Below are 16363 nucleotides of genomic sequence, written 5' to 3'. Positions count from 1 at the left end.
GTCGAAGTCAGCGAGGCGGCGTATAAGTTCCGCTCGGCATGGTTTGGATGACCAGCAATTCGGCGGCTGCTGCGATTGTCGCCGTGCTCGTGTCGCAGTTTGGTCGAGACGAAAAAAGCTCTGCAGACGAAACCTCCTCGACCCCGAACTTCAGTGAACGGAACCGACCAGCGGAGCGTCGCCGTCTCGAATGGACACCCAGCGCCCCGTATGGTCGACCGCCTGTCGCTTCAGGTAAGTGTAGCCAGTTTCGTCCCAGTTCAAGACGGCATCTGTCAGATTATCAAGAATGACGTCTCCGATGTCGGTTCTCACCGTCAGAACGGCGTGCCCCTCACCGTTCGGTCGACGCAATACCGTAATGAGCACCGTTGACGACGGGATACCATCCTCGATCAAAACACGACGTTTTGCGAGCACATAGTCCTCGCAATCGCCTCCATCGACTGGATAGGTCCAGTATTCTTCCACTCCGTATAGATCAAAATCACTTATGGGCTTGATTGCCTTGTTCACTGAAACATTCAATTGTTGCAACTGCGCAAGGAACTCGCTCGACATTGGCAATGGCGCCGTTTTCCTGGAACGTAACGTGCATTCTGACGCGTTTCGCTTGCAGAACTCAAAATGACCGATTGGTTGAGACGTGAAATTTCCCGTGACCATCGCGGACGGATGAGCCCATGCGCCGTTGCCGACAAAAGACCAGAGAGCCGATAGGCTCGCACCTGCGATCAACCGTCCGAAATTCATCACCACTCCGATTCATTCCTGATCAACGTGTCCAGATTATTAATGATTCCCGTCTCGCGCGTCCATGCGCCTGACACTCGGAGAGCCGAAGACACCGCTCAAAGTGGTTCGAGCGTTCCAAACCATGCAACCAGCGCAACGGCCAATAGCCCAAGCGCGATCTCGAGTCTGGTTGCTCTCGCGAGCGCCGACAATGCGTCGGGCCTGTCCCGAAGACGCGGCACCAGGAAGTAACGATTGCACACCGCAAGTCCGACCATGGCCATTGTCACGAACACCTTCAAAGCCCAAAGCAGCTGATAGCGAATGCTCCAGTCAAGCGGTATTCCTTCGAAGATCCAAAGAGTAGCAATCAACCCGGTCACGAGCAGAAGCGAAACCCAAAAATGGCCCTCGCCTGAATAACGGATAAGAATCATCTTCGCGTCAAGCTTTTCCACGTCCGGCAGAAGCCGCAAGACATACGGCAGCGCACCCAACCAAGCTCCCGCAGCGATCTGGTGAAGCACGTCATTCGCCTGCCGCACATACCCGAATACGCCTTCGGATGCTGCGGCATGTCCGGTCATCGATTGGGCAATGAACACGATCACTATCGACAGCACGGTGGCCCTTGTCCATTGCATGACAAATGCAAACGCAGCCACCGTGATCGCCGCCGCCTGGAGAGCCCACGACCTTCCGGGCGTGGTGAAAACTATGACATCCCGAAGAAGGCCCGGTTCAAAAATATCGCCCCACCCGTCAGAAACCCGGGCCGCCTGTGCCGGCAGGAGAATAATGACCGCGACAACCAAGCACAGAATCATCCAGCCCTCGAAACGCATCCTCTCTGCATGAGGCTGGAGGCGCCAGCGAAACAATGACGCCCCCCAGATCATAAGGGCTGCTCCGAATATTGCGCCCCGGCACAGGATGAGGACAATTACCGGGTCCGCCATTCACGGCACCTCATTTGACGAGAAAGCTGAAATTGCCGTTTATCTTATGACCATCCTTGGAAAGAGCATCCCATTTGACATCATACCTGCCTGAAGGCAGCGGCTCCGGAAGGGGCGCAAGAAGCGTATGACCATCCTGCGAATTGATAGGCTTGCCCACTCGCACCGCCGCACCATCAGGCCCGATGAGTTCGATATTGCTGAAGCGCAGGTTGACGGTTTCGGAGAACGTGAGCTCAAGTGACCTTGGTGCTTCCACGGTTGTATCGGCACTTGGCGACGAATTCTTGAGCACGGAGTGCGCCGTTGCCGGGGCGGCTGTCAGAACTGTCATTGCAAACGACGTTAAGAATAAAGCTTTGAATTTGTTCATGTCGCTGCACGGTCCTGAATATCGGGTCGCCGTCATCAACGATGACAGCGGGTTGATAGGATGATTGGGGCGGCGGAGCGCCACGCCGCACGGCTACACGCTCTTCTCGCCTCAATCCGCGATGATTGCCTATCCTGCGCACAAAGTCGCCGAGCCGGACGACGTGTACCGTTGCGCACAGATGCATAACGGTCATGGCATGACAAGAAGCCGGCTCGTGTGTGGCGTTGCTTCAAGAACTCACGTCGTCGGCACCTGCGCCAGCAGTTCCTCGAACACCTTCTTTGCCTTGCCTATATGTTTCACCGTCCTGGCCTGTTCCAGGTTGACCGGCTGCCCCACCGCGATGAGCGCCACCATCCCCATTCCATAGTGCGGAAGGCATTTTACACCATAGATGCCTTCCTGCTCGACGGTTACCGTGATCTGCTCGTTGATTTTGCCTTTGAACGCGTTCGCTCCATCCGGGATCAATCCCTTGATGGTCTCGGCATTGTGGCCCTTGTCGACGGGCACAAAGGTCACTGTATCGCCAGGCGCGGCCAAAATGAAATCGGGCTCGAAGACCATCGCGCCCTTCTTGCCTTTGTTGAGCATCATCACCTGATGGTCTTTCGTTGCCGCTCTGACAGGCAGCGCCGTCAACGCTATGGTGCCAATCGCTGCACCCAGCAATACGTCTCGTCGTTTAAGCATGTGGTTTCTCCTTCACAATCTTGCACGATTGCAGGATATCGCCTGCCTGTTCGGAACACTTTGGTCAATCGTAACCGGCAAAGCGAGATGTCGCGCGGCGAACTGCCGCTCCCCAGCCGCCCATCATCGCCTCCATCGCCGGCGGTGTTCAATCCGCGGTTGGACCGTCTGTGAACGATCGACCTAAGTGCCCGACTATCTGGCTGAGAAACGCGCGCGCGCGCGGGTTTCGCGGCGACTTGAAAAACTCCGCCGGCCGGTTTTCTTCGATCACTTTTCCGCCATCCATGAAAACGATGCGGTCGGCAACCGCCTGCGCAAAACCCATCTCATGCGTGACGCACAGCATGGTCATACCGTCGTTGGCGAGTTCGATCATTGTGTCGAGCACCTCCTTGATCATCTCCGGGTCCAGCGCCGATGTCGGTTCGTCGAACAGCATAATGCGAGGTTTCATGCACAGCGCCCGCGCGATCGCCACACGCTGCTGCTGACCGCCCGAGAGCTGCCCGGGATACTTATCGGCCTGCTCCGGAATGCGGACCTTTCGGAGGAACTCCATCGCAATCTCCTGCGCGTGTTGGCGCGGCATTTTGCGAACCCAGATTGGCGCGAGGGTGCAGTTTTCCAGTATGGTCAAGTGCGGGAAGAGATTGAAGTGCTGAAAAACCATTCCAACTTCCGATCGGACTTTCTCGATCCACTTCAGGTCACCGGTCAATTCGATCCCGTCAACGATGATCCTGCCGCGCTGATGCTCCTCGAGCCGATTGATCGTGCGGATCAGCGTCGACTTGCCAGAGCCGGAGGGTCCACAGATAACAATCTTCTCGCCTTGCGCGACAGAGAGGTTGACGCTCTTCAAGACCTCGAAATCGCCATAGGACTTCCCAAGATTCTCGATACTTATCGCGAGTGTTGCAATGGGAGTGGCAGCCATCAAAGCATCTCCTTACCGCGGCGTTCCAGGAAGTCGGCAAAACGAGCAAAGGAAAAGGCGAGAATGAAGTAGATCAGACCGATGAACAGGAAGGTCTCTGTCGATGGTGCTGGCCAGTCCGGATCGGACAGTGCCGCCTTGCCGGAACTGATGAGATCGAAGAGGCCCACCACCAGAACCAGGCTGGTGTTCTTCACCATCACGATGATGGTGTTGGTCAGCGCCGGGATGACGATGCGGATCGCCTGCGGCAAGATGATCAGTCGCTGGGTGTTCCAATATCCGAGGCCCAGCGCTCCTGCCGCTTCCGCCTGGCCCGCAGAGATCGACTGGAGCCCACCCCGTATCACCTCCGCGAGGTAAGCCGCCGCAAAAACCGTGAGCGCAAGAAGCGCACGGACGAATTTGTCCGGGAGGAGCCAATCCGGAAGAAAGAGCGGCAGCAGGATCGAGGCGACGAAAAGAAGGCTCAGAAGCGGAAGACCGCGGATCGTCTCGATGACCAGGATACTCAATGTTCGCACAACAGGCATATGCGACCTGCGGCCGAGAGCCAGAAGCACTGCCGCCGGAAATCCGAGGCCGATGGCGAAGACGGTGAGGATAAGCGTCACCGGCAGGCCGCCCCAGGCGCTTGTGGGCACGTAGGGCAGACCGAAACCGCCGCTCATGAGCCACAGCACGACGATCATCATGCCCGGCCAGGCCAGGGCGAGCCAAGGCCGCCATGACGACGGCCTTGCGGAAACCACCAGTGTCGCGAGGATTAATCCGCACACCAGTGCGGCGCGCCACCGTTCCGAGGGCGGATAGATGCCGAAGAGGATCTGCCCATACTTGGCGAGGAGAAAACTCCAGCAGGCGCCTGTCGCCGCCTGGCAGGTCTGGGGCTCGGCGGGAAGCACGGCTGCTTCGAAGATCGCCCAATCCGCAAGCGGCCACCCGATACGGACCAAAAGCGCGACCAGCGCTATCGTCAAGACAGCATTGAGCGGCGTGCCGAAAAACGGCGCCAACCGTCTCGTGAGAGGGCGACTGGTAAGCGCCGGTACGTTGTAGGCGATTTCGACCATTTTCAACGCTCCACGATGGCGATGCGCCGGTTGTACGCGTTGAGCAGCGCGGACAGGGCGAGGTTGACGAGGAGAAAGACGCCGAGGATCATCGCGACGCCTTCGATCGCGTGGCTGGTCTTGTTGATCATAGTGCTCATGACCGTCATGAAATCCTGGTAGCCGACCACGATCGCGAGGGTCGAATTCTTGATGACGTTGATGTACTGGCTATTCATCGGAGGGACGATGCTGCGCAGGGCAAGCGGCAAGACGACCAGCCGGTAGGTCTGCGCCCGAGTTAAACCCAACGCAGTGGCGGCTTCCCACTGTCCCCTGCGTACCGCGACGATCCCCCCGCGAACGATTTCCCCGACGAAACCCGCGGTATAGAATGTAAGGCCGATCAGGATGGAGGTCAGTTCGGGCGTCAGCGACCAGCCGCCGACAAAGTTTGCACGGCGGAATTCGGGCAACTCGATCGATAACGCATTGCGATAGAGCATGAGAAGCAGGGCCACGCCCGATGCCACGGCAATCCATGCCCATAAGACATAAGGCGGGCGCCGGCCCGTACGAGACTGCCGCCTGTGGGCGGCGCGGGATGCCGTGAACACGCCCAGGAGGCCGGCGCCAACGAATGCCAGCGGCATTACCCCCGATGCCGACCAGTGAAGCGCCGGCATGGAAAGTCCCCGCACCGAAAGATGCGTGCCGGGGCCCAGCTTCCACGCTTGCGAAGCGAGAGGCAAAACCTCCCACCAAAGCGCGTAGGTGAAAATGAGTAGGACGACGAGCGGCGTGTTGCGGGCGATCTCAACCCAACCACGGCAAAGGCCGCTCATCAGGGGGTTGTTGCTCAGGCGCCCGATGCCGATGAAGAGGCCAATGACGCTGGCGATGACGATCACGAGGACTGAAATGAACAGGCTGTTGGCGAGGCCGACGACCGCCGCCCACCAGTTCGGATCGGAGGACGAATAGGGAAGGATCGTCTCCGCGATCTGAAAATTCGCCGGTTTCCAGAGAAAGCCAAAACCGACGGGTATGCCCCGAAGCTGAAGGTTTTGCGCCGTGGCGGAGACCAAGGCGATCCCGAAGGTCGCAACGCCAGCCAACAACATCAGCTGAACGGCAGCCGCACGAAAGCGGGCATCCTGCAGCATGATCTGAATCTCCTCTGCATGCATTGCCCGGCCGCTGCGACCGGGCAATGGTCCGGTTCGGTTACTTGAACGCAATCGGGAATAGGATGCCGCCATCGCGCGGGAGGGCGTTGAGACGGCGCTCGGCCTTGAGCGCGCTCTGTGCCCCAAGATTGCGGTCAAAGACTTCGCCGTAGTTTCCGACCTGCTTGATGACATTGTAGATCCAAGCGTCGTCCAAACCGAGCGGCTCGCCGATGCCGGGTTCGGCCCCCAGCGCCTTGCGCGTTTCTGCATCGCCGCTCGTCGTTTTGATTTCATCGACATTCTGCGAGGTGATGCCGCGATCTTCGGCCCAGACCATGGCGTTGAACGCATAGCGCACGATGTCCAACCAGCGGTCGTCACCACGGGGGATGGCTAGAGCGAGCGGCTCGGTGGTCGCGCCGCTATAGAAGATGGCATGCTCCTCCGGATTGCCAGCGACAGACGCACGCTGGCCGGCAATGGCGAAGCCGTCGCTCATATAGCCGTCGCAACGTCCGCCGAAATAGGCATCCCGCGCCAGGATGGTCGAATCGAAATAGACGCGTTGGACCTTGACGGCATTGTCCTGCTCGATCGTGTCGAGCGCGTTCTCGACCAGGCTGCCACCGCCCTGCAGGCAGATCGTCAACCCATCGAGGTCAGCCGCTTTCTGGACGTTCAACGCCTTGCTCAACATGATGGCGTCGCCGTCGACGAGGTTGATCGCCACGAAGCGGACCGCGGTGTCGCGTGTGTAGGTCCATGTCGTCGTCCGCGACAGGACATCGATCTCGCCCGTCTGAAGGGCAGGCAGGCGCTGGGCCGCGTTCAGTGGAACGAACCGTGCCTTTTTGCTGTCCGCGAACACCGCGGCGGCAACGGCTCGGCAACTGTCGACGTCGAAACCGGTCCACTCTCCCTTTTCGTCGGGGCGTGACAGGCCGGGCACCCCCTGGCTGGCGCCGCAGCTCACATATCCCCGTTCCCGGACCTTGTCGACGATGGATTGGGCGTGAACCGGCTCGCCGGAAAGTATAGCAGCAGCGATGGCGCTGGTCAGCAGAATTGCGTACTTCATCGTTCTCTTCCTCTTGTTGTGATTGTTCCCTCTTCATCAATCCAGTGCTCGTGCACCACATCCGCGACCAAGGCATTCAGGGCCGCCTCGATATCCGCCTGCAGGTCCTCGACCGGCTCTAGACCGACCGAGAAACGGACGATCCTGTTGCTGCCCGGAACAGGCAATGCCTGGTTCGCGGATACATCCAGTTGAGGCGTGACGATGCTTTGCGTGCTTCCCCAGCTTGCACCGATACGGAAGACCTTGAGCGAGTCCACGAAAGCGGAGACATTGGCTTGGAACGGTGGTGCCAGCCTCACCGAGAAAAGGCCGCTGGCACCCTGGAAATCACGCCGCCAGATCGAATGGCCCGGGTGGTTCGGCAGGGCAGGATGCAGCACATCGCCGATCTCTGAACGGCACTGGAGCCAGCGCGCGAGCGTCAAGGCGGATATCCCCTCCCGCTCCAACCGCAGCGGCATCGTCTGAAGCCCGCGCAGCGCGAGGCTGGCGTCATCGGCCGAGATGCCGAGACCCATGGTCCTGCCGGTGTCTTTCAGCCGCCGGTACAATCCTTCATCGCGTGTGACCAGGGCACCGAGCAGAAGATCCGCATGCCCACCCACATGTTTTGACAAGGCTTCCATGACAAGATCCGCACCGAGATCAAGCGGGTTGCAGTTTAGCGCAGACGCCCATGTGTTGTCGGCGAGCACGCAGGCTCCGGCCGCACGGGCGGCGCCTGCGATCGCCGGTATGTCCTGTATCTCGATAGTGTTGGAACCGGGCGATTCCACCACGATCACCCGCGTGCGCTCGTCGATCAGGCGAGCGACGCCTGCTCCGGCGGCTGGCTCGTAGAGAACCGTTTCGACACCGAACCGTGAAAGCGTGTCATGGCAGAAGCTGCGTGTCGAACCATATGCGGCGGATGTGACGAGAACGCGGTCGCCTGCTTTCAAAAGGGAGGTCAATGCGAGCGCGGTCGCCGATTGGCCCGACGGCAGGCAAAGGCAGTGGTCCGCGTCGTACAACTCGGCGAGCCGTGCCTCAAGCGTACGGGTCGTCGGCGTGCCGTACAGGCCATAGGTATAACCGTCATAGAACCGGTCGTAGCGGCGCTCGAACGCGTCGGAAGACGGAAAGACGATGGTGGAGGCACGCGTGACCGGCGCGGAAAGGCTCCTGAACCCTTCATCGCTTATCGGTCCGGCATGCAGCAGTTTGGTTTCTCGGTTCACGGCTAAACTCCCTGAACGAGATATAGCGTATCGCCACTATGTGCGATAATGTCTCAGCCATAGGCACTTTATGCGCGGATGTTATAATGCACCTGGGAGAACTCGAGGCCTTCGACGCGGTGATGCGTATGGGAAGCACATCGCGAGCCGCTGAGTTCCTGGGCATCAGCCAGCCGGCCGTCAGCCGGGCGGTTGCCCGCCTTGCCCGCTCGACGCGACTGACCCTATTCCGCCAGGTCGGCGGCAGGCTCGTACCAACGCCAGAGGCAATTGCCTTGCACGAGGAGGTCGAGCGGGCTTTCATCGGGATGGACCAGCTGCGCGCGCGTGCGGCGATGATCCGGGAGTTCGGCGCCAGCGGACTCCGCCTGGCATGTTACCCTGCGCTCGGGCTTTCGTTCGCGCCGAAGGCTATCCAACGCTATCGCAGCAGGGACCGAACCGGCCATGTCACACTTCTGATTGCCGGCTCGAATGCCGTGCGCGATATGGTCGCTTCCGGCCAGGCGGATGTCGGTCTTACCGCCGACGAAATCGACACGTCTCGCGTCTCCGTGCAACCCTTCATGTCCGCGCCGGCCGTTTGCGTCATGGCGGCCAGTCATCGGCTGGCAGGAAGGGAAAACGTAACGCCCGCGGACTTGGAGGGCGAACCGTTCATCGCGCTGTCTCCGGACGACACGGTGCGCAGACGGATTGAACGGACCCTTGAAGAGGCGCAACTGCAAACCCGCACTGTCGTCGAAACGCAATATTCCGAGGTCGTCTGCAATCTGGCCCTGGAGGGCGTCGGAATCGGCATCGCCAATGCAATGACCTACAAGGCCAGCCAGTTTGAGAGCCGTGGCCTTGTCGCTCGCCCCTTCATCCCTGCGATCCCGTTCCGCGCCCTCATCCTCACGAGCAAGGATCGACTTAAATCCACAAGGGCCGAGACGCTTATTGCCGCGCTGCACGACGCCCGCAACGACATCGGCATCAAGGTCGGCACTATCGAGACAGCGGTCAGTATGTAGAACCTTTGCCGAGTGCGACCCGCCGCAAAACGCCGAACGCGGGATGCCATCGTGATTGGCACCTGCCGATGTCATGACATCAAACGCGCGGGATCAAAATCACTTGCGATTTCAACGGGTCGTGCGCGAAGGCAGGAATTTCGCCTCCACGCTGCACACACCGGTAATCGCCTGTTAAGCATAATGCCGTGAGATAGGTCTTCGAAAATGCAGCGATCCGGGCATTACGCACATGCACCGCGCCCTCATGAAGTTGATCATTGTCTTCCTTATGTCGCTCGTCGTCGGAGCAAGCACCGCGGCGTCGGTGGCGGCGCGCAGCCACGCGCTGTCCGACCCGTTACAGAGCAGCGTGAGCCTTTTGGCGATAGACACTGATGATTCAGAGCTTGACCATCCGGCGAGCCTAGAGACCTGTCACGAAGCCTGCAGCTGGCTGGTCGCGTGGTTCTGGCCGGTGGCCGCACCGGTCCGCCGGATTCGCCCCAATCAAGCTTTCGACACGCAATCGTCAGTTCCAGCCCGGCTGATTCTGCCTCCCCCTCGCTCGGCTTGAACCAACCGGGGACGCACGCGTGCGCGATGCGGTCTCCGGTGACGCGACCGCGGCATACGCTCGGCCGCTCACCCACCATTCCCATTTCAAAGCCGATTGCAGACCGCCAAGCGACCCCTGCCCGTGCCAAGGAACACTTCCATGAGACGACTTTCAAACCACGATACCGAACAATCCCCAACAGCGGAGCGGCCGGCTTCCCCGGTTCTGGATCGACGGACCTTCGGCCTTGCCGCCGTCGCTCTCCTTGCCTCACCCGCGCTCGCCTTCGCGCAAGGCAGGAAACGCACGATCGACATCGATGAGAGATTTCTGCCGCAACTGGTGACATCTCCCTATCCGGAGACGGCCGGTACCATCATCGTCGTACCGAGGGATCGCTTTCTCTATCTCATCGAAGAAGGGGGCCTTGCCCGCCGCTATGGCGTAGGTGTCGGGCGCGCGGGCCTGGCGTTCTCCGGCACGGCGACTGTCGGCCGGAAGGCGAAATGGCCAAGCTGGCGCCCGACCGACAACATGATACGGCGTGATCCGAAGAAATATGCACGCTATGCCGACGGCGTTCCCGGCGGGCCGAAGAACCCGCTGGGCTCGAGGGCTCTCTATTTGTTTCGAGACGGCAGAGACACCCTCTATCGCATCCATGGCACGACCGAGCCCTGGACGATCGGCAAGGCGGTTTCGAATGGTTGCATACGGATGGTCAACGGTCACGTCGAAGACCTCTATGAGCGCGTCCCGGTAGGAACACGCGTCGTGGTGGTTTCGTGACGGCGCGGCAGGTGCTTGTCATCGGAGCCGGCCAGGCTGGCCTTGCCGCAGGGTACTACCTGCGCAGGGCCGGTCTGCCTTTCCTGATCGTCGACGCCCATCCGCGCGTCGGCGACAGCTGGCGCAGCCGCTACGCTTCGCTGACCCTGTTCACTCCACGCCAGTTCAGCGCCCTTCCAGGCCTGCCCCTTGCCGGCAACCGGGAGCAATATCCGAGCCGCGACGAGTTTGCTGTCTACCTGGAAGACTACGCCGCGCGTTTCAGCCTGCCGGTGCGATCGGGAACACGGGTCGCGCGCTTGTCGCGTGCGAACCGGGTCTTCCTCGCAGAAACGGACTCGGGCGAGAAAATCGAAGCGAGTGAAGTGATTGTCGCGACCGGGGGTTTTCAGAAACCGATAGTCCCGTCCATCTCTAGCGGCTTCGGATCTGAGGTGCTGCAGTTGACGCCGCAAACCTATCAGAACCCTGCGGGTGTGCCCGATGGACCGGTCCTCGTCGTTGGAGACGGCGCAAGCGGTCGTGACATCGCACTTGAATGCCGGACCCTGCAACCTGTGATGCTTTCCCACGGCAAGCCTCGAAAACTGTTCCCCGAAGGGCTGTTCGGGAAGTCGATCTGGTGGTGGCTCCGCTTGCTCGGCATTCTGAACGCCTCGCCGGAGTCATGGATCGGCCGCAAGGTGCGCGCTGCCGATGCCTTTCCCGACCGAGGGCAAGGCGACAAACACCTGGCGCAGGCAGGTGTTCGGCTTGTGCCACGCCTTGTCGCCGCCTCAGGCGAGACGGCCACGTTTTCCGACGGCAGCTCCGCCACCGTGCGAACGGTAATCTGGGCGACCGGCTATCGCGATGAGACGGGTTGGGTGGAGATTCCGTCGGCCGTAGGACCGGATCGTGCGTTCTCGCACACCAACGGCGTTTCCGCTGTGCCTGGGCTCTACTTCGTGGGCCGGCCGTGGCAACGAAACAGGGCATCCGCTCTCGTCATGGGTGCCGGGCCGGATGCCGAGCGCATCGTCGAGGAGATTGTCCGCCGGCAACACCGTCAAGGGGCCAAGCGATGACCACCAGGCATCAACGGCTTCTTAAATCTTTGTTGACCATAATCCTCGCCAGCAATCTGCGGCGAGACGTCTCTGCCGCCCCGTGAAGTATCTCGTTTGGATCGGAACTGCTGTGTCTGAGTATCCTGTGACTGCGTTTCTGGCGCGCCTGTTCCACGCTGCTGCCGACAAGGGAATCGAGACGATTGCGCGCTGGGTTGCGCAAGCCTCCACCATCACGGCCGCCGCCGCCTCTGTCGTCGCACTGACCGCTGCCACGGCTGCCGCGGAAGATCGATCGCTGAAACTGTTCTTCACCCACACCGGCGAGCGGGCGACGATCACCTTCAAGCGCGACGGCAGGTTCGACCCGAAGGGTCTCGCGCAGGTCAACCGCTTCCTGCGCGACTGGCGCCGGAACGAACCTGCTCGCATGGACCCTCGCCTGCTCGACCTCGTCTGGGAAGTCTATCAGCGCAGCGGCGCGAAGGATTACATCCACATCGTCTCCGCCTACCGCTCCCCCGCCACCAACAATATGCTGCGCGGTCGTTCGCGCAGTTCGGGCGTCGCCAAGAACAGCCAGCACACGCTCGGCAAGGCGATGGACTTCTTCATCCCTGGCGTGAAGCTGGCAAAGCTCAGGGCCACCGCCATGCAAATGCAGGTTGGCGGCGTCGGCTACTATCCGAAATCGGGCTCGCCCTTCGTGCATCTCGATGTCGGCAATGTGCGCGCCTGGCCACGGATGTCGCGTCAAGAGCTTGTGCGCATCTTCCCGAACGGCAAGACACTGCACGTTCCCGCCGATGGTCGCCCCCTGCCCGGCTACAACGTGGCCATGGCGGACTACAAGCGACGCGTCGGCTCGAAATCGATCATGGCCGCGAGCTCCGCCGGCGCTGCACTGTCCGAAGATGACACCTCGCCGAACAGTCTCGTGACCGCGTTGCTGCCGACACGCAAAAGCCGCGCGGAAAAGGCGCTCGAGATGCAGGCCGCGGGCGAAATGACCGTCGAACAACCGGCGTTCTTCGACCTGGCGACCATCAGCGCTCCGCTCCCCACGTTTCGAGCAGCTGAAATCGAACGCGTTGTGAGTGTAAACACCTCCGCTTTCATTCCCTCCTCAACGTTCAAGGCCATGGGAGGCCTCGGCATCACGGGGCGGGTATTGCGCCAGCCCGCTGTCGCCGAATCCGGCCTTCTTGACCTTCACCAGGCAAGCGCATGGACGGTTTCCGACAAGGCGATGCTCGATTGGGCGCTTGCACCGGCCGAGGCGCTTCAACGGCTGACGCTTCCGGCTAGCCTGCGGCGTGCCGTCGCAAGCGTCGACGATACGCGACGCGGTTCGCAAACAACACGGGCACTTGATGCGTCGAGCACCTTCAACCTAGACCGCTTCGGATCAGACGGCTGATTGAAGGGCACGATCACGCGTGCCGGGCGAGAAGCGCGCCCCGCGGGTCCACCTGGACCGTGACATGATCGATGCCGTGCCCTTCCTTGAGAAAGGACGCGACGACCGACGGCAGGGTCAATGGGTCGATCCCCTCCTTAGGGCTGACGTGGACGGTCGCGACGATGCTTTCGTCCGTCAAGGTCCATGCATGGAAGTGGCCCGCCTCGGCGATGCCCGGCAGATTCAGCAGGCCCGCTTCGATTTCATGGGCAACAATGCCTTTCGGCGTGGCCTGCAGGAGCACGCGGATGGAATCGGAAACCAACCCCCAGGCCGAGCGGATGACGAGGCCGGCGACCAGCACCGAGAGAAATGGGTCAAGGATGCTCCATCCGGTGAGCATGATGCCGATGGCCGCAGCAATGGCGCCGACCGATCCGAGAAGGTCGCCGACGACGTGAAGGAGCGCGCCGCGCAGGTTGCTGTCACCGCTGTCGCCGGACCACAGCGCATAGGCGCCGATAAGGTTCACGACGAGACCGATGGTCGCGACAACGAGCATCGGACCGGCGAGGATCTCCGCGGGCTGGTTGATGCGCTGCACGGCTTCCCAGGCGATCCATGCGACAAGCAGCAGCAGGGTCGCGCCATTGGCGAGAGCAGCCAGGACCCGGACACGGTGAAAGCCGTAGGTCCGCTGCGCATCTATCGGCCAGCGCGCCACACGATAGGCCACCAGCGCAAGCAGCAAGGCTGCCGAATCCGAGACCATGTGTCCGGCGTCCGCGATCAGCGCAAGAGAACCTGCAAGCCAGCCACCAATTGCCTGCACCAGCGCATAACCGGCGGTCAGGATGAACACGAGCCTGATCCGGCGCTCGTTCGATTGCGTCACCTCGGCTCCGTGTTGGTGGTCGTGATCTCCATCGGAATGCGCATGCCCCGGCTCGCTGCTCATCATCTTGCGCCCTCGCTACCAGCTTTATCGCGACTGCTTGGAAACTGGTGCGGTAGCGGGCGAACGTCAATCATCCATGTAGATGGTCCGGTGTCCATATGCCGCATTTGTGAAGGACAGTGCGTCATTATTCCGGCGAGAATTCTGGTAAGACAACATCCGGATCAAAAGTCGGAGAACCTGGGCCATGCGCATGATCGCCTGCGCTGCGACAATGTTTGCAACCACGCTGCCGGCTTTCGCCGCCGGCGCTTCGGACGATTTGTCTCTCCATGATAATCCGCCTCGCGCCTTGCTGGTCGAGCACGCCGAACTCCTCGTTGTGGATCAACAAAGCGGTCAGACCAAGGGGTTCCTCACGATCTGGAACGGGACGGACGGCGAGATGCGTCTGTCGTCTGTCGCAAGCGAGACCTTTCGATCGGTTTCGACGCTGTCGTCACAACCCGCCGATGATGTTTCCGAGCAGCGCCGCTTCGAGGATTTCGTTCCGATCCCCGCTCATGCCGAGTTGAGAATGCAGCCAAATGGCATTCGGCTCCTTCTTGGGGATCCAGTCTCCGACATGACGGGGCGCCAGGCCGACCGCTTGACGCTGACCTTCGACGACGGCACGAAACTGGAGGTGATCGCCAAGATCGTCAGCTCCCGTGGCGAACTCGTCAGGCACCATCACGGTCAGGTCGAAGCCGATCCGGGTTGAATCGTCTTGTTGGCGGCAGCAGAGTCGAGAAGGAGCAAACACCCGTTGAGCCAACAGAGTTGCTGCATTGTCGGCGCCGGCCCTGCCGGTCTCATGCTGGGGCTGCTTCTGGCGCGCGCCGGCGTTCCCGTGACGGTGATCGAAAAGCATGACGATTTCCTCCGGGATTTCCGTGGCGACACCATCCATCCCTCGACCCTCGAGGTCATGGCCGAACTCGGGCTGCTCGACGAATTCCTTGCCCTGCCGCATCAGCAGGCCCCCGCCCTCTACGCCGAGATCGACGGCCGGACGGCAAAGATCGCCGATTTCTCCCGGCTGCCGACCCGCTGCAAGTTCATTGCCTTCATGCCGCAGTGGGATTTTCTCGACTTCCTCGCCCGCAAGGCCGCCGCCTATCCCGGCTTTTGCCTTCTCATGGGTTGCCAGGTCATGGGCCTCGTGGAAGAGCACGGTGCGGTGCAGGGTGTCCGGATCATCGAGAAGGGGAACGAGAAGACGATCCGCGCGTCGTTGACCGTCGGTGCCGATGGACGGGAATCGATCGTCCGGCGCGAGGCCGGCCTTGAGATCGAGGACCTCGGCTCGAATGTCGATGTGCTGTGGATGCGGGTTTCCCGCCGGCCGGACGATCCGGCGATGCCGACGGGCCATGCCGGCCCTTCCCAAGGGCTCGTCATGATCGACCGCGGCGACTACTGGCAGATCGGCTTCGTCATCGGCAAGGGACGCTCCGAAGACGTGAAAGGCGACGGGCTTTCGGAACTGCGGAAACGGCTGGCGGCTGTTGCGCCCCTCCCCCTCGAACGGTTCGAGGAGATCGCCGGCTGGCCGGACGTTCACCTGCTGCGGGTTCGCATGGACCGCGCGAGGCGCTGGTGGAAGCCGGGCCTGCTCTGCATCGGCGATGCCGCCCACGCGATGTCGCCGATCGGCGGCGTCGGGGTCAACCTCGCGGTGCAGGACGCCGTCGCCGCCGCAAACATCCTTGCCGGGCCGCTGAAGGACGGGACGTGCTCCTCTGGGCATCTTGCCGCGGTTCAGAAGCGTCGCGCATTCCCGACGAAGGCGACGCAGAAGGTCCAGCTGATGATGCGTCGCAAGCGCGGTCCCGCGGCCGACGCGTCCCAGCCAAAACGGCCGCCGGCCTTCCTGCGGTTCATCGCACGCTCCCGGGTCCTGCCGCATCTGACGGGACGGCTGATCGGGATCGGGTTTCGTCCCGAACATATTCGCAGCTGAGCGCAATCAACGATCATCGACTCCGATGACATCGGCTAGATTGAATTTCGGCGTCGACCGCCCGTCCCGAGGTCTCTTAGGCCGCGCACACTTCTCCCAGATTGGTCGGGTTCATCGATGCACGAGAGCGCGTCGAGAGCACACAAGTTTTGCACGAAACGCGCGTCAGGGTGTCTTGTCCCACAGTGTTCATCATCAAAGCTTGGCGCGACTAGCGTCCAATGAGAAGCCGGCTAGAACAACTCCATCGGGTTCCAGACCGCCAGGACGCCGATCACACTGAACACCACTGAGATGCCCACCAACGCGAAAAGTACGGCAAAAATAAATCTTCTCAGCACAACACCCAAGAACCGAATTGCGATTATGGTAGGCTTGGCGATCAAGCCAACAAGCTTCATTATCTACTCTAAGGATGGCGGCGTGACCACCTCCGCC

General features: G+C 61.1%; 17 protein-coding genes. 7 read left to right on the top strand and 10 right to left on the bottom strand.

What is annotated here, in order from left to right:
• Positions 1–150: 150 nt before the first annotated feature.
• From MOE34_RS23895 to metC, 9 genes are all read right to left on the bottom strand, one after another.
• Complete coding sequence (locus tag MOE34_RS23895) at positions 151–753, bottom strand: transglutaminase-like cysteine peptidase (protein WP_064334807.1); 603 nt, start codon at positions 751–753, stop codon at positions 151–153.
• Between the two features lie 98 nt (positions 754–851).
• A complete protein-coding gene (copD, locus tag MOE34_RS23890) occupies positions 852–1694 on the bottom strand; it encodes a copper homeostasis membrane protein CopD (protein WP_064334806.1) in 843 nt (280 codons plus the stop codon).
• A gap of 10 nt (positions 1695–1704) precedes the next feature.
• A complete protein-coding gene (copC, locus tag MOE34_RS23885) occupies positions 1705–2067 on the bottom strand; it encodes a copper homeostasis periplasmic binding protein CopC (RefSeq protein ID WP_168169022.1) in 363 nt (120 codons plus the stop codon).
• 240 nt (positions 2068–2307) lie between these two features.
• Positions 2308–2763 carry a pseudoazurin gene (locus MOE34_RS23880; protein ID WP_064334805.1) on the bottom strand — a complete coding sequence of 152 codons (456 nt, stop codon included), beginning with the start codon at positions 2761–2763 and terminating at the stop codon, positions 2308–2310.
• 148 nt (positions 2764–2911) lie between these two features.
• Positions 2912–3703, bottom strand: coding sequence for an amino acid ABC transporter ATP-binding protein (locus MOE34_RS23875; protein WP_242224968.1), 792 nt, complete (start codon positions 3701–3703; stop codon positions 2912–2914).
• Positions 3703–4776 (bottom strand): amino acid ABC transporter permease, encoded by a 1074-nt coding sequence (locus MOE34_RS23870; protein ID WP_064334803.1) that lies wholly within the window; start codon positions 4774–4776, stop codon positions 3703–3705. Before MOE34_RS23870 ends, MOE34_RS23875 begins: the two co-directional genes overlap by 1 nt.
• Before the next feature lie 2 nt (positions 4777–4778).
• Positions 4779–5921, bottom strand: a complete 1143-nt coding sequence (locus MOE34_RS23865; RefSeq protein ID WP_064334840.1) for an amino acid ABC transporter permease — start codon at positions 5919–5921, stop codon at positions 4779–4781.
• Between the two features lie 61 nt (positions 5922–5982).
• A complete protein-coding gene (locus MOE34_RS23860; RefSeq protein WP_064334802.1) occupies positions 5983–7005 on the bottom strand; it encodes a transporter substrate-binding domain-containing protein in 1023 nt (340 codons plus the stop codon).
• Positions 7002–8228, bottom strand: coding sequence for a cystathionine beta-lyase (gene metC, locus MOE34_RS23855; protein WP_242224967.1), 1227 nt, complete (start codon positions 8226–8228; stop codon positions 7002–7004). The genes MOE34_RS23860 and metC overlap by 4 nt, the downstream gene beginning before the upstream one ends.
• A gap of 86 nt (positions 8229–8314) precedes the next feature.
• Here metC and MOE34_RS23850 point away from each other — a divergent pair, with 86 nt between their 5' ends.
• From MOE34_RS23850 to MOE34_RS23830, 5 genes are all read left to right on the top strand, one after another.
• Positions 8315–9244: a LysR substrate-binding domain-containing protein gene (locus MOE34_RS23850; protein WP_064334800.1), complete on the top strand. Its 930-nt coding sequence runs from the start codon at positions 8315–8317 to the stop codon at positions 9242–9244.
• A gap of 247 nt (positions 9245–9491) precedes the next feature.
• The gene (locus tag MOE34_RS23845; RefSeq protein ID WP_242224964.1) at positions 9492–9800 is read left to right on the top strand and encodes a hypothetical protein; all 309 of its coding nucleotides are present in this window, start codon (positions 9492–9494) and stop codon (positions 9798–9800) included.
• Positions 9801–9941: 141 nt separating this feature from the next.
• The gene (locus tag MOE34_RS23840; RefSeq protein WP_084438751.1) at positions 9942–10571 is read left to right on the top strand and encodes a L,D-transpeptidase; all 630 of its coding nucleotides are present in this window, start codon (positions 9942–9944) and stop codon (positions 10569–10571) included.
• 11 nt (positions 10572–10582) lie between these two features.
• Complete coding sequence (locus MOE34_RS23835) at positions 10583–11638, top strand: flavin-containing monooxygenase (RefSeq protein ID WP_242224962.1); 1056 nt, start codon at positions 10583–10585, stop codon at positions 11636–11638.
• Positions 11639–11852: 214 nt separating this feature from the next.
• Entirely contained in the window at positions 11853–13040 is a 1188-nt protein-coding gene (locus tag MOE34_RS23830) for a DUF882 domain-containing protein (RefSeq protein WP_371328653.1), read from the top strand.
• Positions 13041–13053: 13 nt separating this feature from the next.
• On the opposite strand, the gene MOE34_RS23825 is transcribed toward MOE34_RS23830, so the two are convergent.
• Positions 13054–13983, bottom strand: coding sequence for a cation diffusion facilitator family transporter (locus tag MOE34_RS23825; protein WP_064334797.1), 930 nt, complete (start codon positions 13981–13983; stop codon positions 13054–13056).
• Positions 13984–14167: 184 nt separating this feature from the next.
• Between MOE34_RS23825 and MOE34_RS23820 the strand changes: the two genes are divergently transcribed.
• Together MOE34_RS23820 and MOE34_RS23815 are read left to right on the top strand one after the other, a co-directional pair.
• Positions 14168–14683 carry a copper chaperone PCu(A)C gene (locus tag MOE34_RS23820; RefSeq protein ID WP_064334796.1) on the top strand — a complete coding sequence of 172 codons (516 nt, stop codon included), beginning with the start codon at positions 14168–14170 and terminating at the stop codon, positions 14681–14683.
• 93 nt (positions 14684–14776) lie between these two features.
• Positions 14777–15925: an FAD-dependent oxidoreductase gene (locus tag MOE34_RS23815; RefSeq protein WP_242225031.1), complete on the top strand. Its 1149-nt coding sequence runs from the start codon at positions 14777–14779 to the stop codon at positions 15923–15925.
• The last annotated feature ends 438 nt before the right edge of the window (positions 15926–16363 follow it).

Source organism: Shinella zoogloeoides, from assembly GCF_022682305.1.
Lineage (GTDB): Bacteria > Pseudomonadota > Alphaproteobacteria > Rhizobiales > Rhizobiaceae > Shinella > Shinella zoogloeoides_B.
This window is presented reverse-complemented; position numbering and strand designations above follow the sequence as displayed.

Excerpts from the sequence above, each read along its gene's own strand:
- MOE34_RS23895 (WP_064334807.1), bottom strand. The coding sequence starts at position 753 with ATGAATTTCGGACGGTTGATCGCAGGTGCGAGCCTATCGGCTCTCTGG.
- copD (WP_064334806.1), bottom strand. The coding sequence starts at position 1,694 with ATGGCGGACCCGGTAATTGTCCTCATCCTGTGCCGGGGCGCAATATTC.
- copC (WP_168169022.1), bottom strand. The coding sequence starts at position 2,067 with ATGAACAAATTCAAAGCTTTATTCTTAACGTCGTTTGCAATGACAGTT.
- MOE34_RS23880 (WP_064334805.1), bottom strand. The coding sequence starts at position 2,763 with ATGCTTAAACGACGAGACGTATTGCTGGGTGCAGCGATTGGCACCATA.
- MOE34_RS23875 (WP_242224968.1), bottom strand. The coding sequence starts at position 3,703 with ATGGCTGCCACTCCCATTGCAACACTCGCGATAAGTATCGAGAATCTT.
- MOE34_RS23870 (WP_064334803.1), bottom strand. The coding sequence starts at position 4,776 with ATGGTCGAAATCGCCTACAACGTACCGGCGCTTACCAGTCGCCCTCTC.
- MOE34_RS23865 (WP_064334840.1), bottom strand. The coding sequence starts at position 5,921 with ATGCTGCAGGATGCCCGCTTTCGTGCGGCTGCCGTTCAGCTGATGTTG.
- MOE34_RS23860 (WP_064334802.1), bottom strand. The coding sequence starts at position 7,005 with ATGAAGTACGCAATTCTGCTGACCAGCGCCATCGCTGCTGCTATACTT.
- MOE34_RS23850 (WP_064334800.1), top strand. The coding sequence starts at position 8,315 with ATGCACCTGGGAGAACTCGAGGCCTTCGACGCGGTGATGCGTATGGGA.
- MOE34_RS23845 (WP_242224964.1), top strand. The coding sequence starts at position 9,492 with ATGAAGTTGATCATTGTCTTCCTTATGTCGCTCGTCGTCGGAGCAAGC.
- MOE34_RS23840 (WP_084438751.1), top strand. The coding sequence starts at position 9,942 with ATGAGACGACTTTCAAACCACGATACCGAACAATCCCCAACAGCGGAG.
- MOE34_RS23825 (WP_064334797.1), bottom strand. The coding sequence starts at position 13,983 with ATGATGAGCAGCGAGCCGGGGCATGCGCATTCCGATGGAGATCACGAC.
- MOE34_RS23820 (WP_064334796.1), top strand. The coding sequence starts at position 14,168 with ATGCGCATGATCGCCTGCGCTGCGACAATGTTTGCAACCACGCTGCCG.
- MOE34_RS23815 (WP_242225031.1), top strand. The coding sequence starts at position 14,777 with ATGCTGGGGCTGCTTCTGGCGCGCGCCGGCGTTCCCGTGACGGTGATC.